This is a genomic window from Arthrobacter sp. 05T423, assembly GCF_056396245.1.
In genome coordinates this window covers 287853-310026 of sequence record NZ_JBFTLC010000001.1, presented here as the reverse complement: position 1 = coordinate 310026, position 22174 = coordinate 287853, and the positions used below count along the sequence as shown (strand labels likewise).

General features: G+C 66.0%; 15 protein-coding genes. 5 read left to right on the top strand and 10 right to left on the bottom strand.

All coding sequences use genetic code 11. The annotated features are described in order from the left end of the window. Positions 1-32: 32 nt before the first annotated feature. The gene (locus tag AC1DFE_RS01470; protein ID WP_476904146.1) at positions 33-4226 is read left to right on the top strand and encodes an FtsK/SpoIIIE domain-containing protein; all 4194 of its coding nucleotides are present in this window, start codon (positions 33-35) and stop codon (positions 4224-4226) included. On the opposite strand, the gene AC1DFE_RS01465 is transcribed toward AC1DFE_RS01470, so the two are convergent. After that, positions 4223-4717, bottom strand: coding sequence for a hypothetical protein (locus tag AC1DFE_RS01465; protein WP_476904145.1), 495 nt, complete (start codon positions 4715-4717; stop codon positions 4223-4225). The two genes, AC1DFE_RS01470 and AC1DFE_RS01465, sit on opposite strands and share 4 nt — an antisense overlap. 233 nt (positions 4718-4950) lie before the next feature. Between AC1DFE_RS01465 and AC1DFE_RS01460 the strand changes: the two genes are divergently transcribed. Beyond that, positions 4951-5199 (top strand): WhiB family transcriptional regulator, encoded by a 249-nt coding sequence (locus AC1DFE_RS01460; RefSeq protein WP_003804966.1) that lies wholly within the window; start codon positions 4951-4953, stop codon positions 5197-5199. Between the two features lie 97 nt (positions 5200-5296). Here the strand turns inward: AC1DFE_RS01460 and AC1DFE_RS01455 are convergent, their stop codons facing one another. From AC1DFE_RS01455 to AC1DFE_RS01440, 4 genes are read right to left on the bottom strand one after another with little or no spacing between them, the layout of a single operon-like run. Then, positions 5297-6766 (bottom strand): sensor histidine kinase, encoded by a 1470-nt coding sequence (locus AC1DFE_RS01455; RefSeq protein WP_476904144.1) that lies wholly within the window; start codon positions 6764-6766, stop codon positions 5297-5299. A 35-nt stretch (positions 6767-6801) separates the two neighbouring features. Beyond that, positions 6802-11655, bottom strand: a complete 4854-nt coding sequence (locus AC1DFE_RS01450; RefSeq protein ID WP_476904374.1) for an NAD-glutamate dehydrogenase — start codon at positions 11653-11655, stop codon at positions 6802-6804. A 58-nt stretch (positions 11656-11713) separates the two neighbouring features. Then, positions 11714-13048: a CpaE/TadZ family protein gene (locus AC1DFE_RS01445; protein WP_476904143.1), complete on the bottom strand. Its 1335-nt coding sequence runs from the start codon at positions 13046-13048 to the stop codon at positions 11714-11716. Further along, positions 13045-13689, bottom strand: coding sequence for an SAF domain-containing protein (locus AC1DFE_RS01440; protein ID WP_476904142.1), 645 nt, complete (start codon positions 13687-13689; stop codon positions 13045-13047). Before AC1DFE_RS01440 ends, AC1DFE_RS01445 begins: the two co-directional genes overlap by 4 nt. Before the next feature lie 152 nt (positions 13690-13841). Between AC1DFE_RS01440 and AC1DFE_RS01435 the strand changes: the two genes are divergently transcribed. Next, a complete protein-coding gene (locus AC1DFE_RS01435) occupies positions 13842-14057 on the top strand; it encodes a helix-turn-helix domain-containing protein (RefSeq protein ID WP_066432775.1) in 216 nt (71 codons plus the stop codon). A gap of 19 nt (positions 14058-14076) precedes the next feature. Here the strand turns inward: AC1DFE_RS01435 and AC1DFE_RS01430 are convergent, their stop codons facing one another. Beyond that, positions 14077-14646 (bottom strand): hypothetical protein, encoded by a 570-nt coding sequence (locus AC1DFE_RS01430; RefSeq protein ID WP_476904141.1) that lies wholly within the window; start codon positions 14644-14646, stop codon positions 14077-14079. A gap of 158 nt (positions 14647-14804) precedes the next feature. On the opposite strand from AC1DFE_RS01430, the gene AC1DFE_RS01425 reads away from it, so the two are divergent. Both AC1DFE_RS01425 and AC1DFE_RS01420 read left to right on the top strand, forming a co-directional pair. Further along, positions 14805-15605 carry a LysM peptidoglycan-binding domain-containing protein gene (locus AC1DFE_RS01425; RefSeq protein WP_476904140.1) on the top strand — a complete coding sequence of 267 codons (801 nt, stop codon included), beginning with the start codon at positions 14805-14807 and terminating at the stop codon, positions 15603-15605. Positions 15606-15793: 188 nt separating this feature from the next. Continuing rightward, positions 15794-16276: an Rv3235 family protein gene (locus tag AC1DFE_RS01420; RefSeq protein ID WP_476904139.1), complete on the top strand. Its 483-nt coding sequence runs from the start codon at positions 15794-15796 to the stop codon at positions 16274-16276. 64 nt (positions 16277-16340) lie between these two features. Here the strand turns inward: AC1DFE_RS01420 and secA are convergent, their stop codons facing one another. The 4 genes from secA to AC1DFE_RS01400 all read right to left on the bottom strand — a co-directional run bounded on the left by secA (position 16341) and on the right by AC1DFE_RS01400 (position 22081). Next, entirely contained in the window at positions 16341-19073 is a 2733-nt protein-coding gene (gene secA, locus AC1DFE_RS01415) for a preprotein translocase subunit SecA (RefSeq protein ID WP_476904138.1), read from the bottom strand. An 85-nt stretch (positions 19074-19158) separates the two neighbouring features. Next, positions 19159-20373, bottom strand: a complete 1215-nt coding sequence (locus AC1DFE_RS01410) for a winged helix-turn-helix domain-containing protein (protein WP_476904137.1) — start codon at positions 20371-20373, stop codon at positions 19159-19161. A gap of 29 nt (positions 20374-20402) precedes the next feature. Beyond that, complete coding sequence (gene hpf / locus AC1DFE_RS01405; RefSeq protein WP_476904136.1) at positions 20403-21128, bottom strand: ribosome hibernation-promoting factor, HPF/YfiA family; 726 nt, start codon at positions 21126-21128, stop codon at positions 20403-20405. A gap of 143 nt (positions 21129-21271) precedes the next feature. Then, positions 21272-22081 carry a ComF family protein gene (locus AC1DFE_RS01400; RefSeq protein WP_476904135.1) on the bottom strand — a complete coding sequence of 270 codons (810 nt, stop codon included), beginning with the start codon at positions 22079-22081 and terminating at the stop codon, positions 21272-21274. Positions 22082-22174: the final 93 nt, after the last annotated feature.

Below are 22174 nucleotides of genomic sequence, written 5' to 3'. Positions count from 1 at the left end.
GCCCAGGTTTTTCCGAAGAACGGAGGTCTGCGGTGCAGCTGCAATGCACTCTTGTCCGCGCCCCAGGCGCCGGATCCCGCGGGCCAGGACCCGCTGCCGGGCCGGAATCCACCGGCCCCGGATCCGCTGCCGGGCCGGTCGAGCTGACGGTGTCGGTTCCGGACGGATGCCCGGGGGCAGAGCTGGATGCAGAGCTCTCCCGCAGCTTCCAGACGCGTGAGCTGACGGTGGCCGGCCTGCCGCTCAGCGGGCTGACCGTCGGCAGGGCGCCCCTGGTCAGCGGGGCTGTCCTGGTGGACGGCCCCATTGACGCCGGCGTGGCCGGAATTGCCGGCGAACTTCCTGCCGCCGTGCTTCTGGCAGTGGACAGCGGCCCCGCCGCAGGCTCAGTTCTTCCGCTGCGCCGGGGAAGCTACCTGATCGGCAGGACTAATGCCGACCTGACCATTCCGGATGCCGACCTATCGCGTGAGCACGCGAGAATTGAGGTTTCCGATACTGCCCTGACGCTGGTGGACCTTGGCAGCATCAACGGCACTGAGGTTGACGGCAATCGGGTTCGGAGAACCGCCGTCACCATCGGTTCCCGTATCCGCTGCGGCAATTCGGCCATGTCGGTCGTGCTCGCTGCCCCGCCGCCGGCCCGGGGCGCCGACCTTGGCTTTGCCGGGTCCTCTGTGGCCGAGCCCCTGACCGTGTCGCGCCCGGCGTCGCCGGCGAGCCGGTCCATATTGGTTCTCGGGGCGGCGCTCCCCGTGTTCATTGGTGTGGGCCTGGCCCTGATGACTGGGTCGTGGATGTTTCTGGCCTTCACGGCCGTGTCGGCCGTGACGCTCCTGGTCCCTCTGGTCTCGGGCGCCCGGCAGCGCCGTGAATTCCGATCGGCGGTCGCTGCGGCTGCTGCGCAGGATCTGGAGCGTCGACGGCGGTCCGCACCCTCTGCCGCTGTGCTTGCGCTGGGCGCTGCGTTACCCGCACGGAGCCCTGCCGGCACCGATCAGGGCGCCGCAGCGGAAAAGTCGAAGTACTCGAGAGAGCCGGGGCCCGCACCTGCGCCGGGTGTCTGGCTCAGGCTTGGGCTGTCCGATCAACTAGCCAACATACGCGTGGAACCGGACCAGCCGGGCTGCAAACTCCCCGGCCTCGGTGCTGTGCCACTGCTTCTTGACCCGGCCCTGGGGGTCGTTTCCATCCGGGGGCCGGAAGCAGAGGTGCAAGGTCTGGCCCGCTCATTCATCCTGCAGCTCACCGGGTATCCGCTGGCCCGGGGTACCCGCATCGTGATTCACGGACCAGCCACAGTCCTGCCGCTCGCGGCGCGGTTTCTTCCCGGCGTCTCACTCCATTCACGGATTTCAGACACCATTGCGGCCTTGACGGAAACGTCCAGCGGGAGGGGTGGGGGCCGCATCCTTCTGGTCTTCGGCCCGGGGGACGACGGAACCGAGGAGGCCAGCCTCGTCGCGACTGCACGGGGCCTGGGCTGGCGCGTGGTCCACCTTGCACGCCTGGGACGGGAGCCAGCGGAGACCGACATTGACCTCGGCGAGCGCCGGGCCATTTTTCGGTCGCGGGACTCGTATAAACGCTTCGTTGCAGACCTGGTGCCCTCCGGCGTTTTCGATCGCTACTGCCGAACATACCGACAGAGCTGCATAGATGTGCCGGGCGGCGGTCATTCCACCCCTGCCAGTTGCCGGCTCACCGATCTCCTCGACCATTCGGCCCGCGCGACCGCGAAGCGCTGGGAGACAGGCAGGCTAAAGCCAGGACTCGCTGTTCCCCTGGGCCGCACTGCCGGGGGCGTGTGTGTGCTCGATCTGGAGTCCGATGGGCCGCATGTCCTCGTTGCAGGCACCACGGGCTCCGGAAAATCCGAGCTGCTTCGGACGATCACCGCGGGTATCGCTCTGTGCTACCCGCCCGACCGCGTCAATGTCCTCTTTTTCGACTTCAAGGGCGGGTCCGGGCTGGGCCCATTGACGGACATCCCGCACTGTGTCGGCATGCTGACGGACCTCGCCAGCAACCAGCTGGAGCGCACGATTGTGTCACTGCGGGCAGAAGTCCGCAGGCGTGAAGGACTGCTGGCCGCCGCCGACGTCCCCGACCTCGCCGCCTATCGCCTCTTCCCAGCCGGCGGACCGCCACTCCCTCAGCTGATCCTCATCATCGACGAGTTCCGGATGCTGGTCGAGGAAGCTCCGGAAACCCTGACCGAGCTCATGAGGATCGCGGCCATTGGCCGCTCCCTGGGCATCCATCTGATCATGGCGACGCAGCGCCCGCAGGGGGCTCTCACGGCAGACATCCGGGCCAACGTCACCACGAACATCGCCCTCCGTGTGCAGTCCGCCCACGAATCGGCCGATGTGATCGGGACCAACGCAGCCTCAGCGATACCCGTCAACCGGCCCGGGCGCGCCTACCTCGCCCGCGGAGCCGAAGCTGCCCAGGAGTTCCAGTCGGCATCAATTTTCGTCGCCGGCAAGGACCCTGCGGCTTGCCGCGTCAGGGTGCTGAAGACCACGGAAGCACTGCAGGCGCTCCCATCTGTCACCGGCAACAGTCTTCCGCCGGCAACGCCGTCGGAGGCCGCCAGTTCCGTGGTGGAGCTGGCTGCCTCGCTGTGGGCCGGAATGGACGGCTCCACGCCACGCCGCCCGGTGGCTCCGCCGCTGCCGGACGTGCTGGCAAGTCAGGCGGACGTGGCTGCAGCCAGCGGAGACGGCCCCTTCCGGCCCGGTACCGTAGCGCAAGCAGCCGAGGAATGGGCTGTGGGGCTGGGTTTACTCGATCTGCCTGACGAACAGCGGCTTGCCGGCCTCACGTGGCGGCCCGGGGTCCACGGGCACCTGGCGCTGATCGGCGCAGGATCCGGTGACGCCACCGACGCCATGTCGGCGGTTATGCAACAGCTGCTGGCCCATCCCACCGAATGCCACCTCTATGTCCTCGATGCGGACGGGCTCCTGGCAGATGTGGCGGGGTCTCACCGAACGGGCTCCGTGGTGAACCTCCACGACCTCCGCCGCGGCGTGCGCCTCCTGGATCGGCTGGCAGCGGAGATGTCGCAGCGGCTAAGCCGGCTCCCGGCAGCCCCGGGCACGCCGCTGGTGCTGGTGATTTCAGGGTGGGGCTCGTGGCTATCAGCCCTCCGCTCCGGTCCGTTGACCCGGGCCGAAGACCATGTCCAGGACATCGTCCGGGACGGCCGTCCCGCCGGAATTACCGTCGTCATAACCGGCGACCGCGAACTCGTGACGTCGCGGTTCTTTCCGGCCATCCCCAACCGCATCCACTTCCCGCGGGACGTCAGCGCCGAGAGCCGGCTGGCGTGGCCCAGGATGCCAGACCTGCCGCCGGTTACGGGACGGGCAGTGGCATCCGGCGCCCTGTCTGCCGGGCGCCAGGCGGTCTGCCAGCTCTATGCCTGCGGAGGCGCCGCTACCACCAAAAAGGCCACCGCTCCAGGCGGACCGGTGCAGGGTCCAGTTCGGGTGAAGCCTTTCCGGGTGGATCCCCTTCCGGCGCGGCTCACGGTGGCCGAAGTATTGGGCCGAATGCCCGGAACCGAATCAGCAGCAGCCGTCCCGCCATCCGGCTCTCTTCGCGCAGCGGCCCATCCGGCAGGCCAGGCGGCTCATCCGGCAGGCGCAGCAGCCGCCCGGCTGGTCGTCGGCGTGGGCGGGGACGAACCAGGCCCTGCCGCCGCGTGCCTGCCGCAAGGCTCTGTCCTGGCCGTGCTGGGAAGCATCGGTTCGGGCAAGTCAACGTTCATGCGTTCCGTCCGGACCCTTAACCCTTGGGTGTCCGGGTGGCTGCATCCCGGACGGCAGAACAGTCCCGCCGACTTTTGGAGTGATGTCCACCGGGATGCCGCGGAGGGGCACGTGCCAATGGACCGCATACTCCAGGTCGATGATGCCGACACGCTGCCTGCCGCGGCCCAGCAGCAACTCGTGGAGCTGAACATGCGCGGCTGGACAGTGATCTTTTCAGCCGGGTTCAGCCAGTCACTGATACAGCGCGTCCCGCTGGCGCTGGCAGCCCGCAATTGCGGCAGGGGCATCCTGATTGCACCCCGCAGCCCGCTCGATGGCGACATCTTTGGGCTACGGATTGAGCCTGACTCCCATCCGCCGCCGGGACGCGCCCTGCTCGTGGCAGACGGCACGGCCCTGCCGGTTCAACTGGCCACAGGCGAGGATGTCAGCAGGCGTTAGAGTGCCGGCGGATCGGAAGCGGCGCGGGAGGCGAAGCGAATCACACGCTTGTCGAACAGCAGGACGATGGCCGCGGCGGCAGGAATCAGCATCGCCACCCCGGCTATCGGGAGCCCGCCCGTAAGTGTGGGAAAGCCAATGGTCAGCACGAACAGCTGGGCCACGAGCGCCCCGGCCCGCGGCCAGCGGAAGCCACGGAACAGAAATACGGCGACTGCATACAGCCACGAGGAAAAGGCCAGCAGCAGGCCGAGGGTGAAGACCGCGCCCCAAAACGACATGACGGGCGCCCCGCCGGCAAGCTGGAAACCGTACCAGCCGGCGGCTGCCAGCAGGGCCGTCGCCTCCGCTGCGACTATTCCGGAAATTACCGGGATGGCCCGGGGCCGGGCGGACGGCGATGGCGTGGTTCCGCTTGCGTCCCGGTCCTCCGGGAAGCTGTCTCCGGCGCCCGCGAGCGGGCCGGACGGATCTTTAGGGGGTCTTGACACACTGGCACACTACCCGAGATAGTCGACACGCGGCGGGGTAGCCCGCCGATGTGATGCATCGCTCACGTTTCTTGGGGATTTCGTGGTCCACTACCCCTTGTTTACACAGCGTTAACATGAAACGCTTGATCCAGATGACCAAGGGGGCCCTGCAGGGCCCCTTTCCTTTGTAAGCCCTAGTGAATATTTTCACAAAGGGTATTGACTTCCCAGGAATGGAGTGACTGATCAGCATGGATTGGCGTAATCGCGCGGCCTGCCTCGACAAGGACCCGGAGCTGTTTTTCCCCGTGGGCAATACCGGCCCCGCGCTGCTGCAGATCGAAGAGGCCAAGAGCGTCTGCCGCCGGTGCCCGGTCGTTGACACCTGCCTGCAGTGGGCATTGGAGTCCGGCCAGGATGCCGGCGTCTGGGGCGGCATGAGCGAAGACGAGCGGCGTGCCCTCAAGCGCCGGGCCGCCAGGGCCCGTCGCGCTTCCTAGCGCCACACGAAAGCAAACAAAGGCGCCAAAGCAACAGCGCGCCACCGAAAAGGCGACGGCCGCGGACCATGGGTCCGCGGCCGTCGCCTTTCTCATGTCAGCGGCTCGCCAGGCTCAGGACAATCTGCACCGCGGTGCCGCCCCCTTCCCGGGGCTTCCACTGGATGGTGCCGCCGAGTTCGCTCGTGACCAGCGTCCGGACAATCTGCAGCCCGAGGCCCTCCACGTGCGGCGTTTCCGGCAGGCCAACGCCGTCGTCCGCCACGGTGACGGTGAGCAGTTCCTCGCCGTCGTCGCCTTCCGAGCGGTCGGCGAGCAGCCACACCGTGCCGGTGCGTCCCTCCAGTCCGTGCTCGACGGCATTGGTGACGAGCTCGTTGATCACGAGCGCCAGCGGCGTCGCGAAGTCGCTGGGAAGCTCGCCGAACAGCCCTGACCGCTGAGTGCGGACCTGCTGGGACGGTGAGGCCACTTCTGCGGAAAGGCGGAACTGGCGCCCGATGAGTTCATCGAAATCGACGCTTTGGGTCAGGCCCTGCGACAGGGTCTCGTGGACCAGGGCAATCGTTGCCACGCGCCGCATGGCCTGCTCCAGCCCCTGCTTGGCTTCGTCACTGACCATGCGGCGGGACTGCATACGCAGCAGCGCAGCAACGGTCTGCAGATTGTTCTTGACGCGGTGGTGGATTTCCCGGATCGTGGCATCCTTTGTGACGAGTTCCATCTCACGGCGCCGCAGTTCGGACACGTCACGGCACAGGACCAGCGCGCCGAACCGATGCTGCTCGTCACGGAGCGGAATGGCGCGCAGGGACAGGCTCACGCCGCGGGATTCGATCTCACTGCGCCACGGCATCCGCCCGGTGACAACGAGCGGAAGCGTCTCGTCCACCATGCGGCGGTCTCTGAGCAGGCCAGCCGTGACCTCGGCCAGCGAGCGCCCCTCGAGGGACTCGCCGTCGCCGAGGCGCCGGAACGCCGAAACACCGTTCGGGCTGGCGTACTGCACGATGCCCTCGGCGTCGAGGCGGATCAGGCCGTCGCCCACGCGCGGGGCGCCGCGGCGGGAACCGGTCGGCGAGGCGAAGTCCGGCCAGAGCCCCAGTGTGCCCATGCGCAGCAAGTCGTAGGCACACTGCCGGTAGGTCAGCTCCAGCCTGGACGGCATCCGCGAACTGGAGAGGTCCATGTGGGAGGTGACCACCGCGAGTGTCCGGCCGTTCCTGACCATCGGGACGGCCTCGACCCGCAGTGCCATGTCGCTGCTCCAGTTCGTCTCACTGGAACGCTCGATGGTGCGGCTTTCCCACGCCTTGTCCACCAGCGGCTGCAGGTCCGACCGGATACCCTCCCCGACGAAGTCGGCGTGGAACACCGTGTGCGTCGTGGAGGGCCGGACGTGTGCCAGGGCAACGTAGCCGTGCTCCGGATGGGGAAACCACAGGGCCAGGTCGGCAAACGCGAGATCGGCCACCATCTGCCAGTCGCCCACCAGGAGGTGCAGCCATTCGGCATCCCCCGGCCCAAAATCAGCGTGTTCCCTGATGGGGTCCGTAAAGATTGCCACTGCACCTCCAGTTTTTCGACGGCGGGACCGGTGTCCTAGCGTCGGACGATTGACCTCAAGAGCCTCAATGCTACCGAGAGCGAGGCCATGTCGTCCGCTTCGAGGGCATTGACCTCATCAAACATGCTCTTCGCCCGGCCCAGGTGTTCAGCGTTCAACTGCTCCCACGCCTTGAGCCTGTCCCCCGCCGACGCTCCTTCATCTGTAGAGTCCAGGACCGCCGTCGTCATGTCCGAAATGGTCGAGTAGAGGTCGTCGCGCAGCGCGGCCCGGGCCAGGGCCTGCCAGCGGTCCTTCCGCGGGAGGGAACTGATCCGCTCAAGCAGGGAGTCCGCATGGAACCGGTTGAACACCGTGTAGTAGACGTTGGCGATGTCCTCCACCGGGTCCTTGCGGCTGTGCGCGATTTTCGCGATGTCCAGCAGGACAAAGCTCTCGAACAGCTCGGCCCAGCGGTGGCCCAGGTCCTCGGGGAGACCCCAGGAGCGCGCCTTCTCAAGCCAGGAGGCCACACGCTCACGGTCGTCACCGCGCAGGTACTCCAGCAGCCGGGCTCGCATGGGTTCCATGGGCGGCTGGAACTCGGCGACGATGTCGGCGATCGGCCGCGAGGCGCTGCCCTGGGCTAGGACCCATCGCACCGCACGGTCCAGCAGGCGACGGATATCGAGATGGACCGTGCTCCAGTGCTCAGTGGGGAATGACGCCGGAAGATCGTTGAGCTCGGACACCATGACGTCGAGTTCGTAGATTTCCCGCAGCGCCACGAACGCCTTGGCCACAGCCACCTCGCTCGCCGAGGTCTCCTCCATGGTCCTGAACGCAAAGGTGATGCCGCCCAGGTTGATCATGTCGTTGGCCACGACCGTTGCGATGATTTCCCGGCGCAGCGGGTGACTGTCCAGGTCGGCGTCGAACTTTTCCCGGAGCTGCACCGGGAAGTACCGCCGGAGCGTCCCGCGGAACCACGGGTCGTCGGCCAAATCGCTGTCACGCAGGGCCGTCGCCAGTTCGATCTTGGCGTAGGCGGCCAGCACCGACAGCTCGGGGGACGTGAGGCCCTGCCCCTGCTCCAGCCGTTCACGAATCACATCGGTGGACGGCAGCGCCTCGAGGTCGCGGTTCAGGTCCGCCGTCTTCTCCAGCCAGTCCATCAGACGCTCATAGCTCGGGCTCCATTCGGCGACTTTCTGGCGGTCGTTCAGGAGCAGGATGTTCTGGTCGATGTTGTCCTCAAGGACAAGCCGCGCTACTTCCTCGGTCATCGACGCCAGGAAGTCTGAGCGTTCGGCGGCGTCGAGCTTGCCGGCAGCCACCATCCTGTCCACGAAGATCTTGATGTTGACCTCGTGGTCGGAGCAGTCGACGCCGGCGGAGTTGTCGATGGCATCGGTGTTCAGGATGACGCCCTGGAGCGCCGCTTCGATACGGCCCCGCTGTGTCATGCCGAGGTTTCCGCCCTCGCCCACCACCTTGACGCGAAGGTCGCGGCCGTCCACCCGGATGGCATCGTTGGACTTGTCGCCCACCATGGCGTGCGTCTCGGTACTGGCCTTCACATAGGTACCGATGCCGCCGTTGTAGAGCAGGTCAGCGGGCGCGAGCAGGATGGCGCGCAGGAGTTCGGGTGGGCTGAGCTGGGTCGTGTCCTCGGGCAGCCCCAGCGCGGAGCGGACCTGCGGCGAGACCGGAATGGATTTCGCCTGCCTCGGGTAGACCCCGCCGCCGTCGCTGATCAGGCTCTTGTCGTAGTCGTCCCACGACGACCGGGGCAGCTCGAACAGCCGCTGCCGTTCCGTGAAGGAGGTGGCCTCGTCCGGGTTCGGATCGAGGAAAATGTGCCGGTGGTCGAACGCTGCGAGCAGGCGGATGTGCTTGGACAGCAGCATGCCGTTGCCGAAGACGTCCCCGGACATGTCACCGACGCCGACCACGGTGAAGGGCTCGGACTGGGTGTCCAGGTCCAGCTCGCTGAAGTGCCGCTTGACCGACTCCCAGGCGCCTCGGGCGGTGATACCCATGGCCTTGTGGTCGTAGCCCACCGAACCGCCGGAGGCGAAGGCGTCGCCCAGCCAGAATCCGTAGTCCGCAGCCAGTCCGTTCGCAATGTCTGAGAAGGCAGCCGTGCCCTTGTCCGCCGCGACCACCAGGTACGAGTCGTCGCCGTCGTGCCGCACCACGCTCGACGGGGGGACAAGGCGTTCGCCGTCGGCGCCCGTCACCAGGTTGTCCGTGATGTCCAGCAGGCCGCGGATAAACGTCTTGTAGCTTTCGATGCCCTCCGTCATCCAGGCGGACCTGTCCTTGGCGGGATCCGGTAGCCGCTTGGCGAAGAACCCGCCCTTCGCACCGGTTGGAACGATCACGGCGTTCTTGACCGTCTGCGCCTTGACGAGCCCCAGGATCTCGGTGCGGAAGTCTTCCCGCCGGTCCGACCAGCGGAGACCGCCGCGGGCCACCTTGCCGAAGCGCAGGTGAACGCCTTCAACCCGGGGAGAGTAAACCCAGATTTCAAACATGGGCCGGGGGAACGGCAGGCCCTCGATGGCTGAAGGGTTCAGCTTGAAGCTCAGGTGCGGCTTGTCCTGGTAGAAGTTGGTGCGCAGGGTTGATTCGATCAGGTTCGTGAACGTCCGCACCACGCGGTCGGCGTCCAGGGTGGCAACATCGTCGATCGACGCCGCCAGCTGGGCACGGACCGCCGCCTGCTTCTGTTCCCGCTCGGCCTCGGGGAGTCTGGGGTCGAAGCGCGCTTCGAACAGCGCAATAAGTCCGAGGGTGACCTCGGGATTGGCCAGCAGGGTGTCGGCCATGAACTCAAATGAGTTGGTGTTTCCCATTTGCCGCATGTACTTCGCGTAGGCCCGCAGCACGATGACCTGCCGCCACGTCATGCCCTCGCGGAGCACCAGCCGGTCGAAGCTGTCCGATTCCACCGCGCCGGACACGGCCGCACCGAAGGAGTCCGCCAGCAGCCGGCCGGTGGACACCGGGTCCACCCCGGCCGGGTATTTCAGTCCGAGGTCGTAGAGGAAGAAGTCCCGGCGGTCGGCGGTCTCGATCTCGAAGGGCCGCTCGTCCAGCACCTCCAGCCCCAGGTTATGGAAATAGGGAAGGATCTGGCTCAGGCTCTTCGGCTCCAGCATGTAGAGCTTGACCCTGGCGTCCTCCTCGAGGGTGGCGCCGGCACCTTCGGGAAGGTAAACGTGGACACCGGGCCGCTCCTGCCTGGCGCCAACCTTGCGCTCGGCCGCGGCACCATACTGTTCAAACCGGGCAATGTCTTCCAGAGCGTCTTCAATTTCGTAGTCGACGCGGTAGCTTGCCGGGAAAGCCTCGGCCCAGATGGTCGCCAGTTCGTTGGCGCCGTCGTCCGCGCTCCGCTCACGAAGTACTTCGGCGATCCCCTCGCTCCAGGAACGGGCGGCCCGGACGAGCCGCTTTTCCAGTGCGTCGGTGTTGACGTGGCTGACGTCTGCGCCCTTGGGCAGGCGGATCCGGAAGAACAGGCGGGCGAGGGCCGATTCCGTCATCCGCGCCTCGTAGTCAATGGACTCCGCGTGGAAGGTCTCGCGAAGTTCCTGCTCGATCCGCAGCCGCACATTGGTGGTGTACCGGTCGCGGGGGAGGTAGACGACGGCGGACATGAACCGGCCGTAGATATCCGGCCGGAGGAAGAGCCGAGTCCGGCGCCGTTCCTGCAGCCGCTGGATGCCCATTGCCGTGGCGGCGAGGTCGGGAACTTCGATTTGGAAGAGCTCGTCGCGAGGGTACGTTTCCAGGATGCCCAGCAGATCCTTGCCGGAGTGTGAGTCTGGCGGAAAACCGGCGCTGCGGAGCACGGCATCGACCTTTTCCCGGACAATCGGGATATTGCGCACGGAGTCGGTGTACGCGCTGGTGGCAAACAGTCCGATGAAACGCTGTTCACCGTTGACGTTGCCCGCGGCATCAAAGCTCTTCACGCCGATGTAGTCCAGGTATGCAGGCCGGTGCACCGTTGAGCGGGAATTGGCTTTGGTGACCACCAGGGCCCGCTTTTCCCGGGCCTTGCGCCTTCCGGCGTCGGTAAGGTGCTGCACCTGATGGGTGTCGTGGTGCGCACGCAGCAGGCCGAGTCCGCTGTCCTCGCGCAGCTCCAGGACATCCTCGTTGTCTTCGTTGACGAGGTCATACTCCCGGTAGCCAAGGAACGTGAAGTTGCCCTCGTCGAGCCAGCGCAGCAAATCCTGGGCCTGGCGCAGCTCTGCAATCTGCGTCGGGTGCGCTACCTTGTCCAGTTCCTGGGCAATCTGCAGCGCCTTGTTGCGCATTTTTGGCCAGTCCTCGACGGCGGCCCTGACGTCACCGAGGACCCGTTCCAGCCCTTTGTGCAGCTGCGCTGCGGCTTCGTCACTGGCACGGCCTATCTCGACGGCAATCCAGGACTCCATGTGGGACGCGTTATCGCCCTGGGCAATCAGGTGGGACAGGACCGGCAGCGCCGCGGTATCGCCGCTTGAGATGCCGATGTTGGACGGGACCCTGTCGACCTTGACGAGCTCATTGCTTTCGCGGTTTCGCGTGACAACGAACATCGGGTGCAGCACGAGGTGGATGGCCGAATTCTGCCGGACCAGCTCGGCGTTGACTGAATCCACCAGAAATGGCATGTCGTCGGTGACGATATACACGACACTCCGGTCGCTGTCAGGGACGATGGAAATGTTGGCAGTGCCCGGCCGGCGCTCAAAACCGACGGCACGGTGGGTCTCAGCCCGGGCCGTCAGCAGCTCATGCGGGTAAGCGCGCGCGTCCTCCTCCGCCAGATGCTCGTAGTAGTCCGCAAAGAAGCCTTCCTCGGCTCCGATTGAACGGGACTGATCCTCCACGCTGGACCCAGACGACATCGACACACGCCTCCATCACACAGTTTGCGGCTGCTTCCTTGCAGCCCTCACCGTGAGCCTAGCCCGTCCGCTTTCGCCCTGCTGTGGATGAGAACACAGAGGATCGGCGTTTTTGCTGGACAGGTGCACAAACCAATTTTGCGATGGCGGCCCGCAGGCGGGATTCCGGAGCGGATTCCAGCAACAAAGACCCGGACAGCAGCGCCGCGTCGGCGGCGCCGGGGTCCCAGGGAAGGAAGGAGTTGATGACCGCAGAGGGGCCGAACCGGTCCCACGCCTCGCGGAGTTGGCGTTCGGGGGAACGGCCCACCGCCGAGGCCCGCACTTTGTTAAGCACCACCTCCGGACTCACTCCCGGCACTGTACCTTCGAGTTCCGCCAGCCCCCTGACAAGGCGGGGAACGCCGACCGGATCCGCTGAGCCAACGGCAAAAACCGTATCGGCCATTTCAAGACTCCGAAGCGTTGCGGCGTTTCGGCGTGGTGCCATGGTGTCGAAGCTCAGTTCCTCATCAGCCTCCAGGCAAAAGCCGGTGTCGACGACGATGACGTCAGCCACCTCGCGCGCGCGCTCCAGGACGAGCGTCAGCGCGGCCGTCCGAAGCTCGGTCCACCGGTCGGCCCGGGTGATGCCGGTCAGAACCCGGAAGGTCCCTGCCGTGGCAGAGACCGGGACGGCGACGCGCAGCAGTGCTTCCCGGTCCAGGATGCCCTGGTCAGCCAGCCGGCAGGCCTGCGCGAAACCTGCCGCTTCGTCGAGGAGCCCAAGGACACCGGCAACGCTGGCCCCGTAGCTGTCGGCGTCGACCAGCAGGACAGACTTGCCCTCCGCGGCAAGCTCCCCGGCGATGTTGACAGCAACCAGCGTTCGGCCTGGTGAGCCGGCCGGCCCCCACACCGCCAGGATTTTGCCTGTCCCGACCAGCTCCGGCTCCGGCGCCGGGTCGACGTCGACAGTCTCCGGGCGCAGGGCCGCACCGGTTTCGGCGAAGCCCATGCCGTAGCGCGGCCCGGTCCCGGGATTCAGCCCCGCCGGACCGGCGCCTGCGTGCCTGCTGACGGCGTCAGCGATGCTCTCGGCAAGGGCTGTGGATTCCACTGTCGAAGGCGCCGGCGTCACTCCGATGCCGCGAAGCCTCAGCCACTCTTCGGGGTTGTCGGTCAGGGCGATGATTGCTACGCCCACGGCGGCGAGCCTGTCCACCAGCGAGGCAGTCAGACCGGGACTGCCCTCGGCAACAACAGCTGCCCGGGCCAGCCCGCTCTGGCAGGCCGCCATCAGTTCTGCAAGCTCCGTACAGCGCCGGACGACTGTTACCGGACCATGGAGCCGTTCCAGTCCCCCAACCAGGTCTTCCGGCGACTCACCGAGGGTGACAACCGCGATGCTCACTTGGCGGTCCCGCCGGGATTCCAGACCACGGAGATTTTCGCCTCGTTGGCCTGCGCGCCCAGGAGGGATGCCATCTGGCCGTCGCCCACCAAAACCATGAGGACCGTGGACTTCGACGCACCAAGTGCCGTGGATCCTTCTGCGACCTCGGCGATTTCCGCGCCGGGCAGCAGCAGTCGGGGCTCGGCAAAACCGTTTCGCGCGTCAGGTAAGGAGACCCAGACGTCGACGCGGGTGCCGGCCACCGCCTGCTCGGGCAGGGCCTCCTGGACAGTGACGGCTACCGGCTTTCTGTCCAGGGCATCGACGCTGCCCAGGCTTGCACGGGGAACCAACTGGTCCTTGGCGATCCGCTGGACGGCCACCTGGCCGTCAGGAATGCCAGACTCTGCCGTGATGTAATGCGTTTCGACGTCGCCCAGCCGCACCTTGACCCGACTGATGTTTTCGGGTGTGAGTTTCTGCCCGACGGCGATTGCCTCGCGGGCGGCAAATACCTCTGTTGTCCGGTCCGCGCTGCCGACGAGCGCAACGACCCCAGCTACAGAGGCGAGGACGAGGAGCACACCCACCAGCAGCCTCGGGTCTTTCCACGAAGGCTTCTTCAACCGGGCCCCCGTGGCCGCCGTGCCTGCACTCATGCGTACTGCTCCCCCTTGACGCGTGGGCGCTTGATCGCGCCGGTCATGATCATTGTTACGGCATGCCCACTCGATCGGAAGGGTATTGCGGCAAACAACATCAAACTGTGGATAACGGCATCATCCGGCGCCGACGGTGGCAGAATTGGACTATGCCCCGATTCCTAACGCTTGCAGACGTAGCCGAGCAGCTTCAGATCAATGCGCCGGCAGCCTATGCCCTGGTCCGCAGCGGCGAACTGAAGGCCATTCAGGTGGGCGGCCGCGGCCAGTGGCGCGTCGAAGAAAAAATGCTTGAGCAGTACATCGAAGAGCGCTATGCGGAGGCAAGCCGCATGATCCAGGAGGCCAAGTCCAAGTCCCGCTGAGGGCTGGAGGTTTTTCCGCTCAGAGCTCCCCGGCACGCAGTGAGCGAAGGGCACCCAGCGCCTGAAACGGAACAGTGGCGACATCCGCGACACGGCCGGCCCTGCGCGGTTCGCCGGGCAGCATCATGGCGAGGTCGAAAAAGTCCCGCCCCACCCTGTCAATGACGCCGGATATCTGCGCGTCCGGTGACCCGCCCGCCATTAGAACGGTGAGTTCCGCCCTGTCCCGCGCCAGCCCCCGCAGCGCGCTGGCGAGGCCCAGCTTCCGGCGAACGGGCGACGCCTCGCCGACCGCAAACCGCCCGAGTCCGGTGCAGTGGCCGACGGCTGCATACGGAATCAGCACCTGATGCACCTCCTCGTCCAGGACGAGGCTTTCTGATCCTGCATGGCTGAGGGTGCCCGCAAGGACCCGCCCCGAACTCAGATGGACGCCGACGTGGCGGCCAAGGGATCCACGCAGCCTTTCATGCAGGGCCATGGAAGCAATGTCTGCGCGGGAGCGCTCGGCAATCTCGGACTCCAGGCCCAGGACCCCGGCCTCAGCCAGCTGCAGCTCGAGATCTTCGAAAAGTGCATTCCATCGCATGGCGTCAGCGTAGGCACACTGACCAGGGCGGTCAATCCATCCACAAGTTCCTATTCGCCATAGACAACCGGGTTACACCTGCTGCAAACTGGCTCCAGCGGCATAGAAACAGATCAAACTACACCAAAGTGCATCAAGCAGCATACTTGGGGGGAATCATGGGGGAAGTGGTACAGCGTCCGGTGAGGGCAGAAGCCGCCCTGGCGGCAGTCATCCTGGGACTCGGCTTCTTTTTGGCGTGCGTCGGCGCGGGCTTGGTCGACCATTGGACCCGGTCCGCTGCACGTCGGCAGACCTTGCTCTTCGACGACCTGCTGGGTGTACTCGCACTGGCGGCCGGCCTGGCAGTCATCGCCTGGTGGCTGCTGTCCTTGGCTGTAGCCTTGGCATCGGCAGTCCTCGAACGGTCCGGGCACCACGCTGCCGCGCGCACCGCGGGACGGTTCAGCCCTGTTTTCATGCGCAGGCTGGCGATGGCCGCCGTGGGTGTGCAGCTCCTCGGTGCACCACTGGCCCACGCCGATGCCTTCTCCGCCGCCCCCTCCACTTCGGTCCACGGATCGTCACTGTCCGCAGGGTGGGCTCCCCTGGCTGACCAGCAAAGCGATCCACCCCGCGGTCACGCGGCAGACACCCGCCTCACGCGAAGCACGGCCGCCGCCACCGGCGACGTTCAGCCTCAGTGGAAGCCCCGCGTCCCGGTCGTGGAGCCGCGCCTCCTGACCTCATTGCCGTCCAGGGCAGCAGCGGCGGATTCTGCCGGTGCACTACGGGAGGTTCCGGTCCGGGCCGGCGAATCCCTTTGGACCATCGCCGCCCGGGAGCTGGGACCCGGTGCTTCAGAGGTTGAAATTGCCGCCCGCTGGCCGCTCTGGTACCGGGCCAACCGTGCTGTCATCGGAGCCGATCCCAACGTCCTCCTCCCGGGCCAGCTCCTCAGCCCGCCGCCCCCGCCGTAAGTGGCGCCGGGCCCCCGAGCTTCTTCTGCGCCACAGGTGAGAACCGCTTTCTGGCGACCCGCCTGTCAACGCTCCATCCGACGACCGCTCCGCGATCACCGGTACCGAGTCGCGCCGCCCTGTCACTCCCCGCGGCCCCACGGACCCTCATGGTCTGCCGAAGCCAGCCTCTACCGAAGGACCCAATCATGACTGCAGTAACTTCAATACGGTACGCAGGAGGAAGTGCCCTTGTGCCGGTGCCAGCCCCCGCTCCGGCACGCCCGGGAACACCCATCCGCCCGGTGGAAGCCCGGCCAGCGGCCGGTAGCGACACTGGCGACGAGGCGCGCGAAATCTGCGCGATCACCAGAGCCACGGTCCAGGCGGCCATCGAAGTCCTGGCGGGAACACGGCCCATCCACCAGCTGGCACGCCGGCTGGACCAGCGCTGCCTTACCGTGCTGCAGCACCGGGCCGCCCTTACCCGGCGGGTAACTGCCCGGGCTCCCCGGAAAATGGGACTGCTTCACCGCAATGCATCTGTCCGCTCCGTCCACGCCTGTGAGGTGGCTCCGGACATTTACGAGGCCAGTGCGGTGGTGAGCGACGAACTGCGCGTCCGTGCAGTCGCCGTTCGGCTGGAGCGCAGCAAGAACGTCTGGCGCGTGACTGCCCTCGAGATTGGCTGATGCCAACACAGCAAGGGACCGAAGCCGCCAAGCGGCTCCGGTCCCTTGCTGTCATATTGCGGTGTTAGCGCTTTTTCTTCTTCCCGTCGCGCTGGTCCTGCGAGGCTGCCTTGGCGGGGTTGCCCGAACGGCCGGCCGCCCGGCCCTCGATCCGGGTCTCGGCTCCGCCGTCTTCCCTGGGTGCGGTGTACTGCAGCTGGGCGGGCTTCTCCGGCGCCTCAAGACCGGCCGCGCGGATTTGCGGCTCGTGGTGTTCGGTGTGGCCGCCGGCGGCATCGGCCACCACGACGTCCTCGGCCGGGGTGACTTCCACTTCGAGGTTGAAGAGGAAGCCGACGCTTTCCTCGCGGATGGCTTCCATCATGGACTGGAACATGGTGAATCCTTCACGCTGGTATTCCACCAGCGGATCACGCTGCGCCATGGCCCGCAGGCCGATGCCCTCCTTGAGGTAGTCCATCTCATAGAGGTGCTCCTGCCACTTCCGCCCGATGACGGAAAGGACCACGCGGCGTTCGAGTTCACGCATGCTTTCGGGGCCGATGGCTTCCTCGCGGGCCTGGTACACCAGCTTGGCGTCCGACATGATTTCTTCCCGCAGGAACTCCACGGTGATACGCGACTTGCCGCCTGCCTCGTCGATGACGTCGTGCGGCGTCACGGTGACGGGGTAGAGCGTCTTGAGGTTGGTCCAGAGCTGGTCGAAGTCCCAGTCGTCACCGTTGCCCTCGGCGGTTGCTTCGTCGATCAGGGCATTGATGGTGTCTTCAAGGAAGAACTGCACCTTTTCGTGGAGGTCATCGCCTTCCAGGATCCGGCGGCGGTCCCCGTAGATGGCTTCGCGCTGGCGGTTGAGGACGTCGTCGTACTTCAGGACGTTCTTGCGCTGCTCGGCGTTGCGGCCTTCGACCTGCCCCTGGGCAGAGGCGATGGCCCGCGAGACCAGCTTGGATTCCAGCGCAACGTCGTCGGGCACGGAGCTGTTCATCAGCCGCTCGGCGCCGCCGGAGTTGAACAGGCGCATGAGGTCGTCGGTCAGGGAGAGATAGAACCGGGACTCGCCGGGGTCGCCCTGGCGTCCGGAGCGGCCGCGCAGCTGGTTGTCGATGCGGCGGGATTCGTGGCGCTCTGTTCCGAGCACATACAGGCCGCCCAGGCCCAGTACTTCCTCGTGCTCGTCCTTGACGGCCTTCTTCGCGGCTTCCAGGGCCCCGGGCCAGGCGGCCTCGTACTCGTCCGAGTTTTCTTCGGGGTCAAGTCCCCGCTGTGCGAGTTCGGCGATGGCGGTGAACTCGGCGTTTCCGCCCAGCATGATGTCCGTGCCGCGGCCGGCCATGTTGGTGGCAACGGTGACCGCGCCCTTTCGCCCGGCCTGGGCCACGATGGCAGCTTCACGGGCATGGTTCTTGGCGTTGAGGACCTCGTGCCTGATGCCCTCCTTCGCCAGCAGCCGGGATAGGTACTCGCTCTTTTCGACGCTGGTGGTACCCACCAGGACCGGCTGGCCGTCCACATGGCGTTCGGCGATGTCCCGGACCACGGCCTCGAACTTCACGACTTCGTTCTTGTACACCAGGTCCGACTGGTCCTTCCGCTGCATGTCGCGGTTCGTGGGAATGGCCACCACGCCGAGCTTGTACGTGCTCATGAATTCGGCGGCTTCGGTCTCGGCCGTTCCGGTCATGCCGGAGAGTTTGTCGTACATGCGGAAGTAGTTCTGCAGGGTCACGGTGGCCAGGGTCTGGTTCTCAGCCTTGATTTCGACGCCCTCTTTGGCTTCGATCGCCTGGTGCATGCCCTCGTTGTAGCGGCGGCCGGCCAGAATACGGCCGGTGTGCTCGTCAACGATGAGGACTTCGCCGTCGAGGATGACGTAGTCCTTGTCCCGCTTGAACAGCTCCTTCGCCTTGATGGCGTTGTTGAGGAAGCCGATCAGGGGCGTGTTCGCGGATTCGTAGAGGTTCTGGATGCCGAGGTAGTCCTCAACCTTTTCGATTCCGCCTTCGAGCACGCCGACGGTGCGCTTCTTCTCGTCGACCTCGTAGTCCTTCTCGGGCTGCAGACGCATAACGACCTTGGCGAACTCGCTGTACCAGCGGTTCGTGTCACCCTGGGCCGGACCGGAAATGATCAGCGGGGTACGGGCCTCGTCGATGAGGATGGAGTCCACTTCATCGACGATCGCAAAGTTGTGGCCGCGCTGCACCAGTTCGGTCTTGTCCCAGGCCATGTTGTCGCGCAGGTAGTCGAAGCCGAATTCGTTATTGGTGCCGTAGGTGATGTCGGCGGCGTACTGCTCGCGGCGGACTGACGGGTCCTGGTTGGCGAGGATGCAGCCGCTGGTCAGGCCCAGGAAGCGGTAGACACGGCCCATGAGTTCGGACTGGTATTCGGCGAGGTAGTCGTTCACGGTGACAACGTGCACGCCATTGCCGGTGAGGGCGTTGAGGTAGGCCGGAGCAGTGGCCACCAGCGTCTTGCCTTCACCGGTCTTCATTTCGGCGATGTTGCCCATGTGCAGGGCAGCGCCACCCATGAGCTGGACGTCGAAGTGCCGCATGCCGAGCGTGCGCGAGGACGCCTCACGCACGGCGGCGAAGGCTTCCGGGAGGAGATCATCTAGCTTCTCGCCATCCTGGTGGCGCGTCCGGAGACGATCTGTTTCTTCACGCAGTTCCGCATCCGTAAAGGTTTGGAACGAATCTTCAAGGGCGTTAATGGAATCAGCATAGTTCCGCAGTTGCCTCAGGAGCCTTTTGTCACCTGTGCGGAGAATTTTTTCGATTAGTGATGCCACGTGAAGTTGCTCCCAGTCTCATGCTGCCGAATTCTGGCGTGATTTAGTCTACGGGAGAGACACACGGCACGTTGCCCCTGTTCCCTCACAGCGGATAGCCGTTGACGGCGGCGGCAACCGCAGGCGCAAGGTCCCCCGCCGGCGAGACGGCTACGCCGTCCAGTCCCAGCCAGCCGGCCATCAGCTGCAGTTCGGCAGCGAGTTCGACGGCGGTGTCCGCCGGAGCGTCCGGCTCACCGAAGCACGCCTTGGCAAGCAGAAGGCCGGCGGCCCGGTCGGCCTTCAGGTCCACCCTGGCCACGATGCGGTCACGGAGCAGAAACGGAAGCACGTAGTAGCCGAAGCGGCGCTTGGCGACGGGGGTATAGATCTCGATCCGGTAGTGGAACCCGAACAGCTCTTCCAGCCTGCGCCGTTCAAAGACCAGCGAATCAAAGGGGCTCAGCAGCGCGCGGCCCTCTGCCCGGCGGGGCAGCCGGGCCTGCGCATGCCGGTACACCTTCCGGTCCCAGCCCGCCACGGTCACCGGTTCCAGGCGCCCGGCGTCCACCAGCCGCTGAACCGATGCCGCCGCCGCCTTTACCGGCGTCCTGAAGTAGTCCGCGAAACACCGAAGAGTCCCGATCCCGTGAGCCTGGGCGGCCGCATCGATGAGCCTGTCCATGGCGGCTGAGGGCTCCGGTGCCGTTTCGAGGTTATGGCCGGGCAGGACCTGGCGCGTCAGGGCATACTGCCGCTCGAACTGGTCTGTCCGTGACGCTGACGAGACCACCCCTTCTTCGAACAGGTGCTCCAGCACGCGTTTGACGGCGTTCCAGTTCCAGCCCCAGTTCACGTGCTTGCGGTCCTCGACGTGCCCGAGCGAGGCGGTCAGTTCGGCGGCCGTCATCGGCCTGCCAGCGGCCAGAGCCTCCAGGACCCTGCCCGTCACACCGGAGCGCAGTGCCGGGTCCATCCCGGCAGCCCCCACCCACCTGCGGTTCTGCCACACCACCAGGTCCGGAAAGTGCTCAGGCCGGATGTAACTTGCCTCGTGGGCCCAGTACTCCATCATGCGCCGCGGGTGCTTGCCTGCCATTTGTTGGAGGATGGCGCGGTCGTAGTCGCCCAGCCTGGAAAAGAACGGCAGGAAGTGGCTCCGGGCGAGAACGTTGACTGAATCGATCTGGACGAGTTGTATCCGGGCAAAGGTCCGGCCCACCGCCCGTGGGGTCACGGGGCCGGCGGGCCGTCCTTTGTCCAGTCCTTGGGCTGCCAGTGCAATCCGCCGGGCCTGCGAGAGGCTCAGCGATGCACCCATGTCAGCCCTTTCGTTGCCTGGGCACCATCTTAGGCAGTTGCGGCCGCATCGTCCGAGCGGTACGCAAGAATTTTCTCCTCATGCGTGTTCTCGCCGGGCTCGCAGTAATGGTCCAGGGTGATGACCCCATACGTCCAGCCGCGGCGCCGGTACACAACCGATGGTGCGTTCGTGGCCTTGTCCACGAAAAGGTAAAAGTCGTGACCGATAAGTTCCATGTTGTCCACGGCGTCGTCAAGGGTGAGGGACGCGGCCGGGAACACTTTGCGGCGAATCAGAACCGGCGAGTCGCCGGCGGGGATGTCGTTGTCGACGTCATACGGCGATTTCTCAGCCGTTTCCGGAGCAGGCTGGGTGTTATTGCTCGCTTCCACGTAGATCGGCTGGTTGGAGCTCGCCGGCTCCAGGGTTGCAGTTGCCTCGCGCACCGCCTTGGGCGTGTGCCGGCCGTGATGGACCTTTTTGCGGTCCTTGGCCCTGCGCAGCCGCTCAAGCAGCTTGTTGTAGGCGAGGTCGAACGCGGCGAACTTATCTGCGGCGCTTGCTTCGGCACGGATCACGGGGCCGCGGCCCAGGACTGTCACTTCAACCGTGAGCTGGTCACCGGTCTGCCGCGCATTTGTTTCCTTGGAAACCTTCGCGTCGACCCTCTGGACCTTGTCCCCAAGCGATTCGATCTTAGAGATCTTCTCGCCGGCGTATTCGCGGAATCGGTCCGAGACCGTCAGATTTCGTCCGCTGATCATGAACTCCATGGTGCCCTCCAAATGACTTCGGTGACACGACGGCGGCACTTCCCGGGGACGATCTGATTGACAGTCGAGCCCCTTTCCGAGCCGCTATCGAAAGGTACAACTGATCTTGGTACCCATATCCGACGTTAGTTCATAGCATCAAGTTATTCATCCTTTCGCAGTTTATTTTTTTCTATGTCTCCGCTAGGCCGCGGGACGCCCGGTGCACCCCGGGAGGCCGCCGCATCGGGGGCACTGGTGACGGCAAGGACAACGGCACCGCGCACGATCCCGCCTGCCTCGTGGACCGCCCGCGCGGCTTCCGCAAGCGTGGCGCCGGTAGTCAGGACGTCGTCGACAATGATGCACTGCCTGCCCCGCAGGGAGCGTCCGCGGGCGTCCCGCACCGTGCGCATGGAACCGCGGACCCGTCGGGACCTGTCTCCCCTGCCGAGCCCCTTCTGCCCTCCGGCCGGGCCCACGCCTGTCCCGGGGTTCCTGACTTTGCGCAATGCGTCCACGCACTCCGCGTGCCCGTCCCGGTTGCTGCGGCGGACGCCAGCCAGCAGGAGATGAACGGGACTGAACCCGCGTTTACGGAACGCACTCCCCCTGGTGGGGACCGGAACGAGGAAAATTGCGTCCGTTTCCGCGCACGCTGCGGCCAATGCGCCGGCGAGTGCCTTCGCCAGCACGCTCCGGAGCTGCCCCTGCCCGTGGCGCTTGAAGGCAAGAATCGACTGTGAGAGTTCCTCGCGGTAGATGCCGGCCGCGACGACGGGAAGGATAACCGAACCGTCGGTGTCCATCAGCGCCGGGGCCGCGGTCTCCGCCCGGAAGGGCCGGCGGGTGAGCATCCGGACACTGCGCTCGCAGCCGGCACACAGGGCCAGATCCTCCTTTCCGCAGCACACACATTCCACGGGCAGAGCCAGGGCCACGATGTCCGCGGCGGCCCCCTCCAGCAGGTCCAAGGCCTGCAGGAGTCGCTGCGGGTGCTGCCCGCGGTGGCGGGCGTGCCAACGGGGCTGGGCGACAAGATCGGGATCCGCCGAAGTCCGCCGCGC

Bases quoted from the DNA above. Each gene is read 5' to 3' on its own strand.
- AC1DFE_RS01460 (WP_003804966.1), top strand. From the start codon at position 4,951: ATGGATTGGCGTAATCGCGCGGCCTGCCTCGACAAGGACCCGGAGCTG.
- AC1DFE_RS01450 (WP_476904374.1), bottom strand. From the start codon at position 11,655: ATGTCGTCTGGGTCCAGCGTGGAGGATCAGTCCCGTTCAATCGGAGCC.
- AC1DFE_RS01440 (WP_476904142.1), bottom strand. From the start codon at position 13,689: ATGAGTGCAGGCACGGCGGCCACGGGGGCCCGGTTGAAGAAGCCTTCG.
- AC1DFE_RS01435 (WP_066432775.1), top strand. From the start codon at position 13,842: ATGCCCCGATTCCTAACGCTTGCAGACGTAGCCGAGCAGCTTCAGATC.
- AC1DFE_RS01430 (WP_476904141.1), bottom strand. From the start codon at position 14,646: ATGCGATGGAATGCACTTTTCGAAGATCTCGAGCTGCAGCTGGCTGAG.
- AC1DFE_RS01425 (WP_476904140.1), top strand. From the start codon at position 14,805: ATGGGGGAAGTGGTACAGCGTCCGGTGAGGGCAGAAGCCGCCCTGGCG.
- AC1DFE_RS01420 (WP_476904139.1), top strand. From the start codon at position 15,794: ATGACTGCAGTAACTTCAATACGGTACGCAGGAGGAAGTGCCCTTGTG.
- AC1DFE_RS01410 (WP_476904137.1), bottom strand. From the start codon at position 20,373: ATGGGTGCATCGCTGAGCCTCTCGCAGGCCCGGCGGATTGCACTGGCA.
- hpf (WP_476904136.1), bottom strand. From the start codon at position 21,128: ATGGAGTTCATGATCAGCGGACGAAATCTGACGGTCTCGGACCGATTC.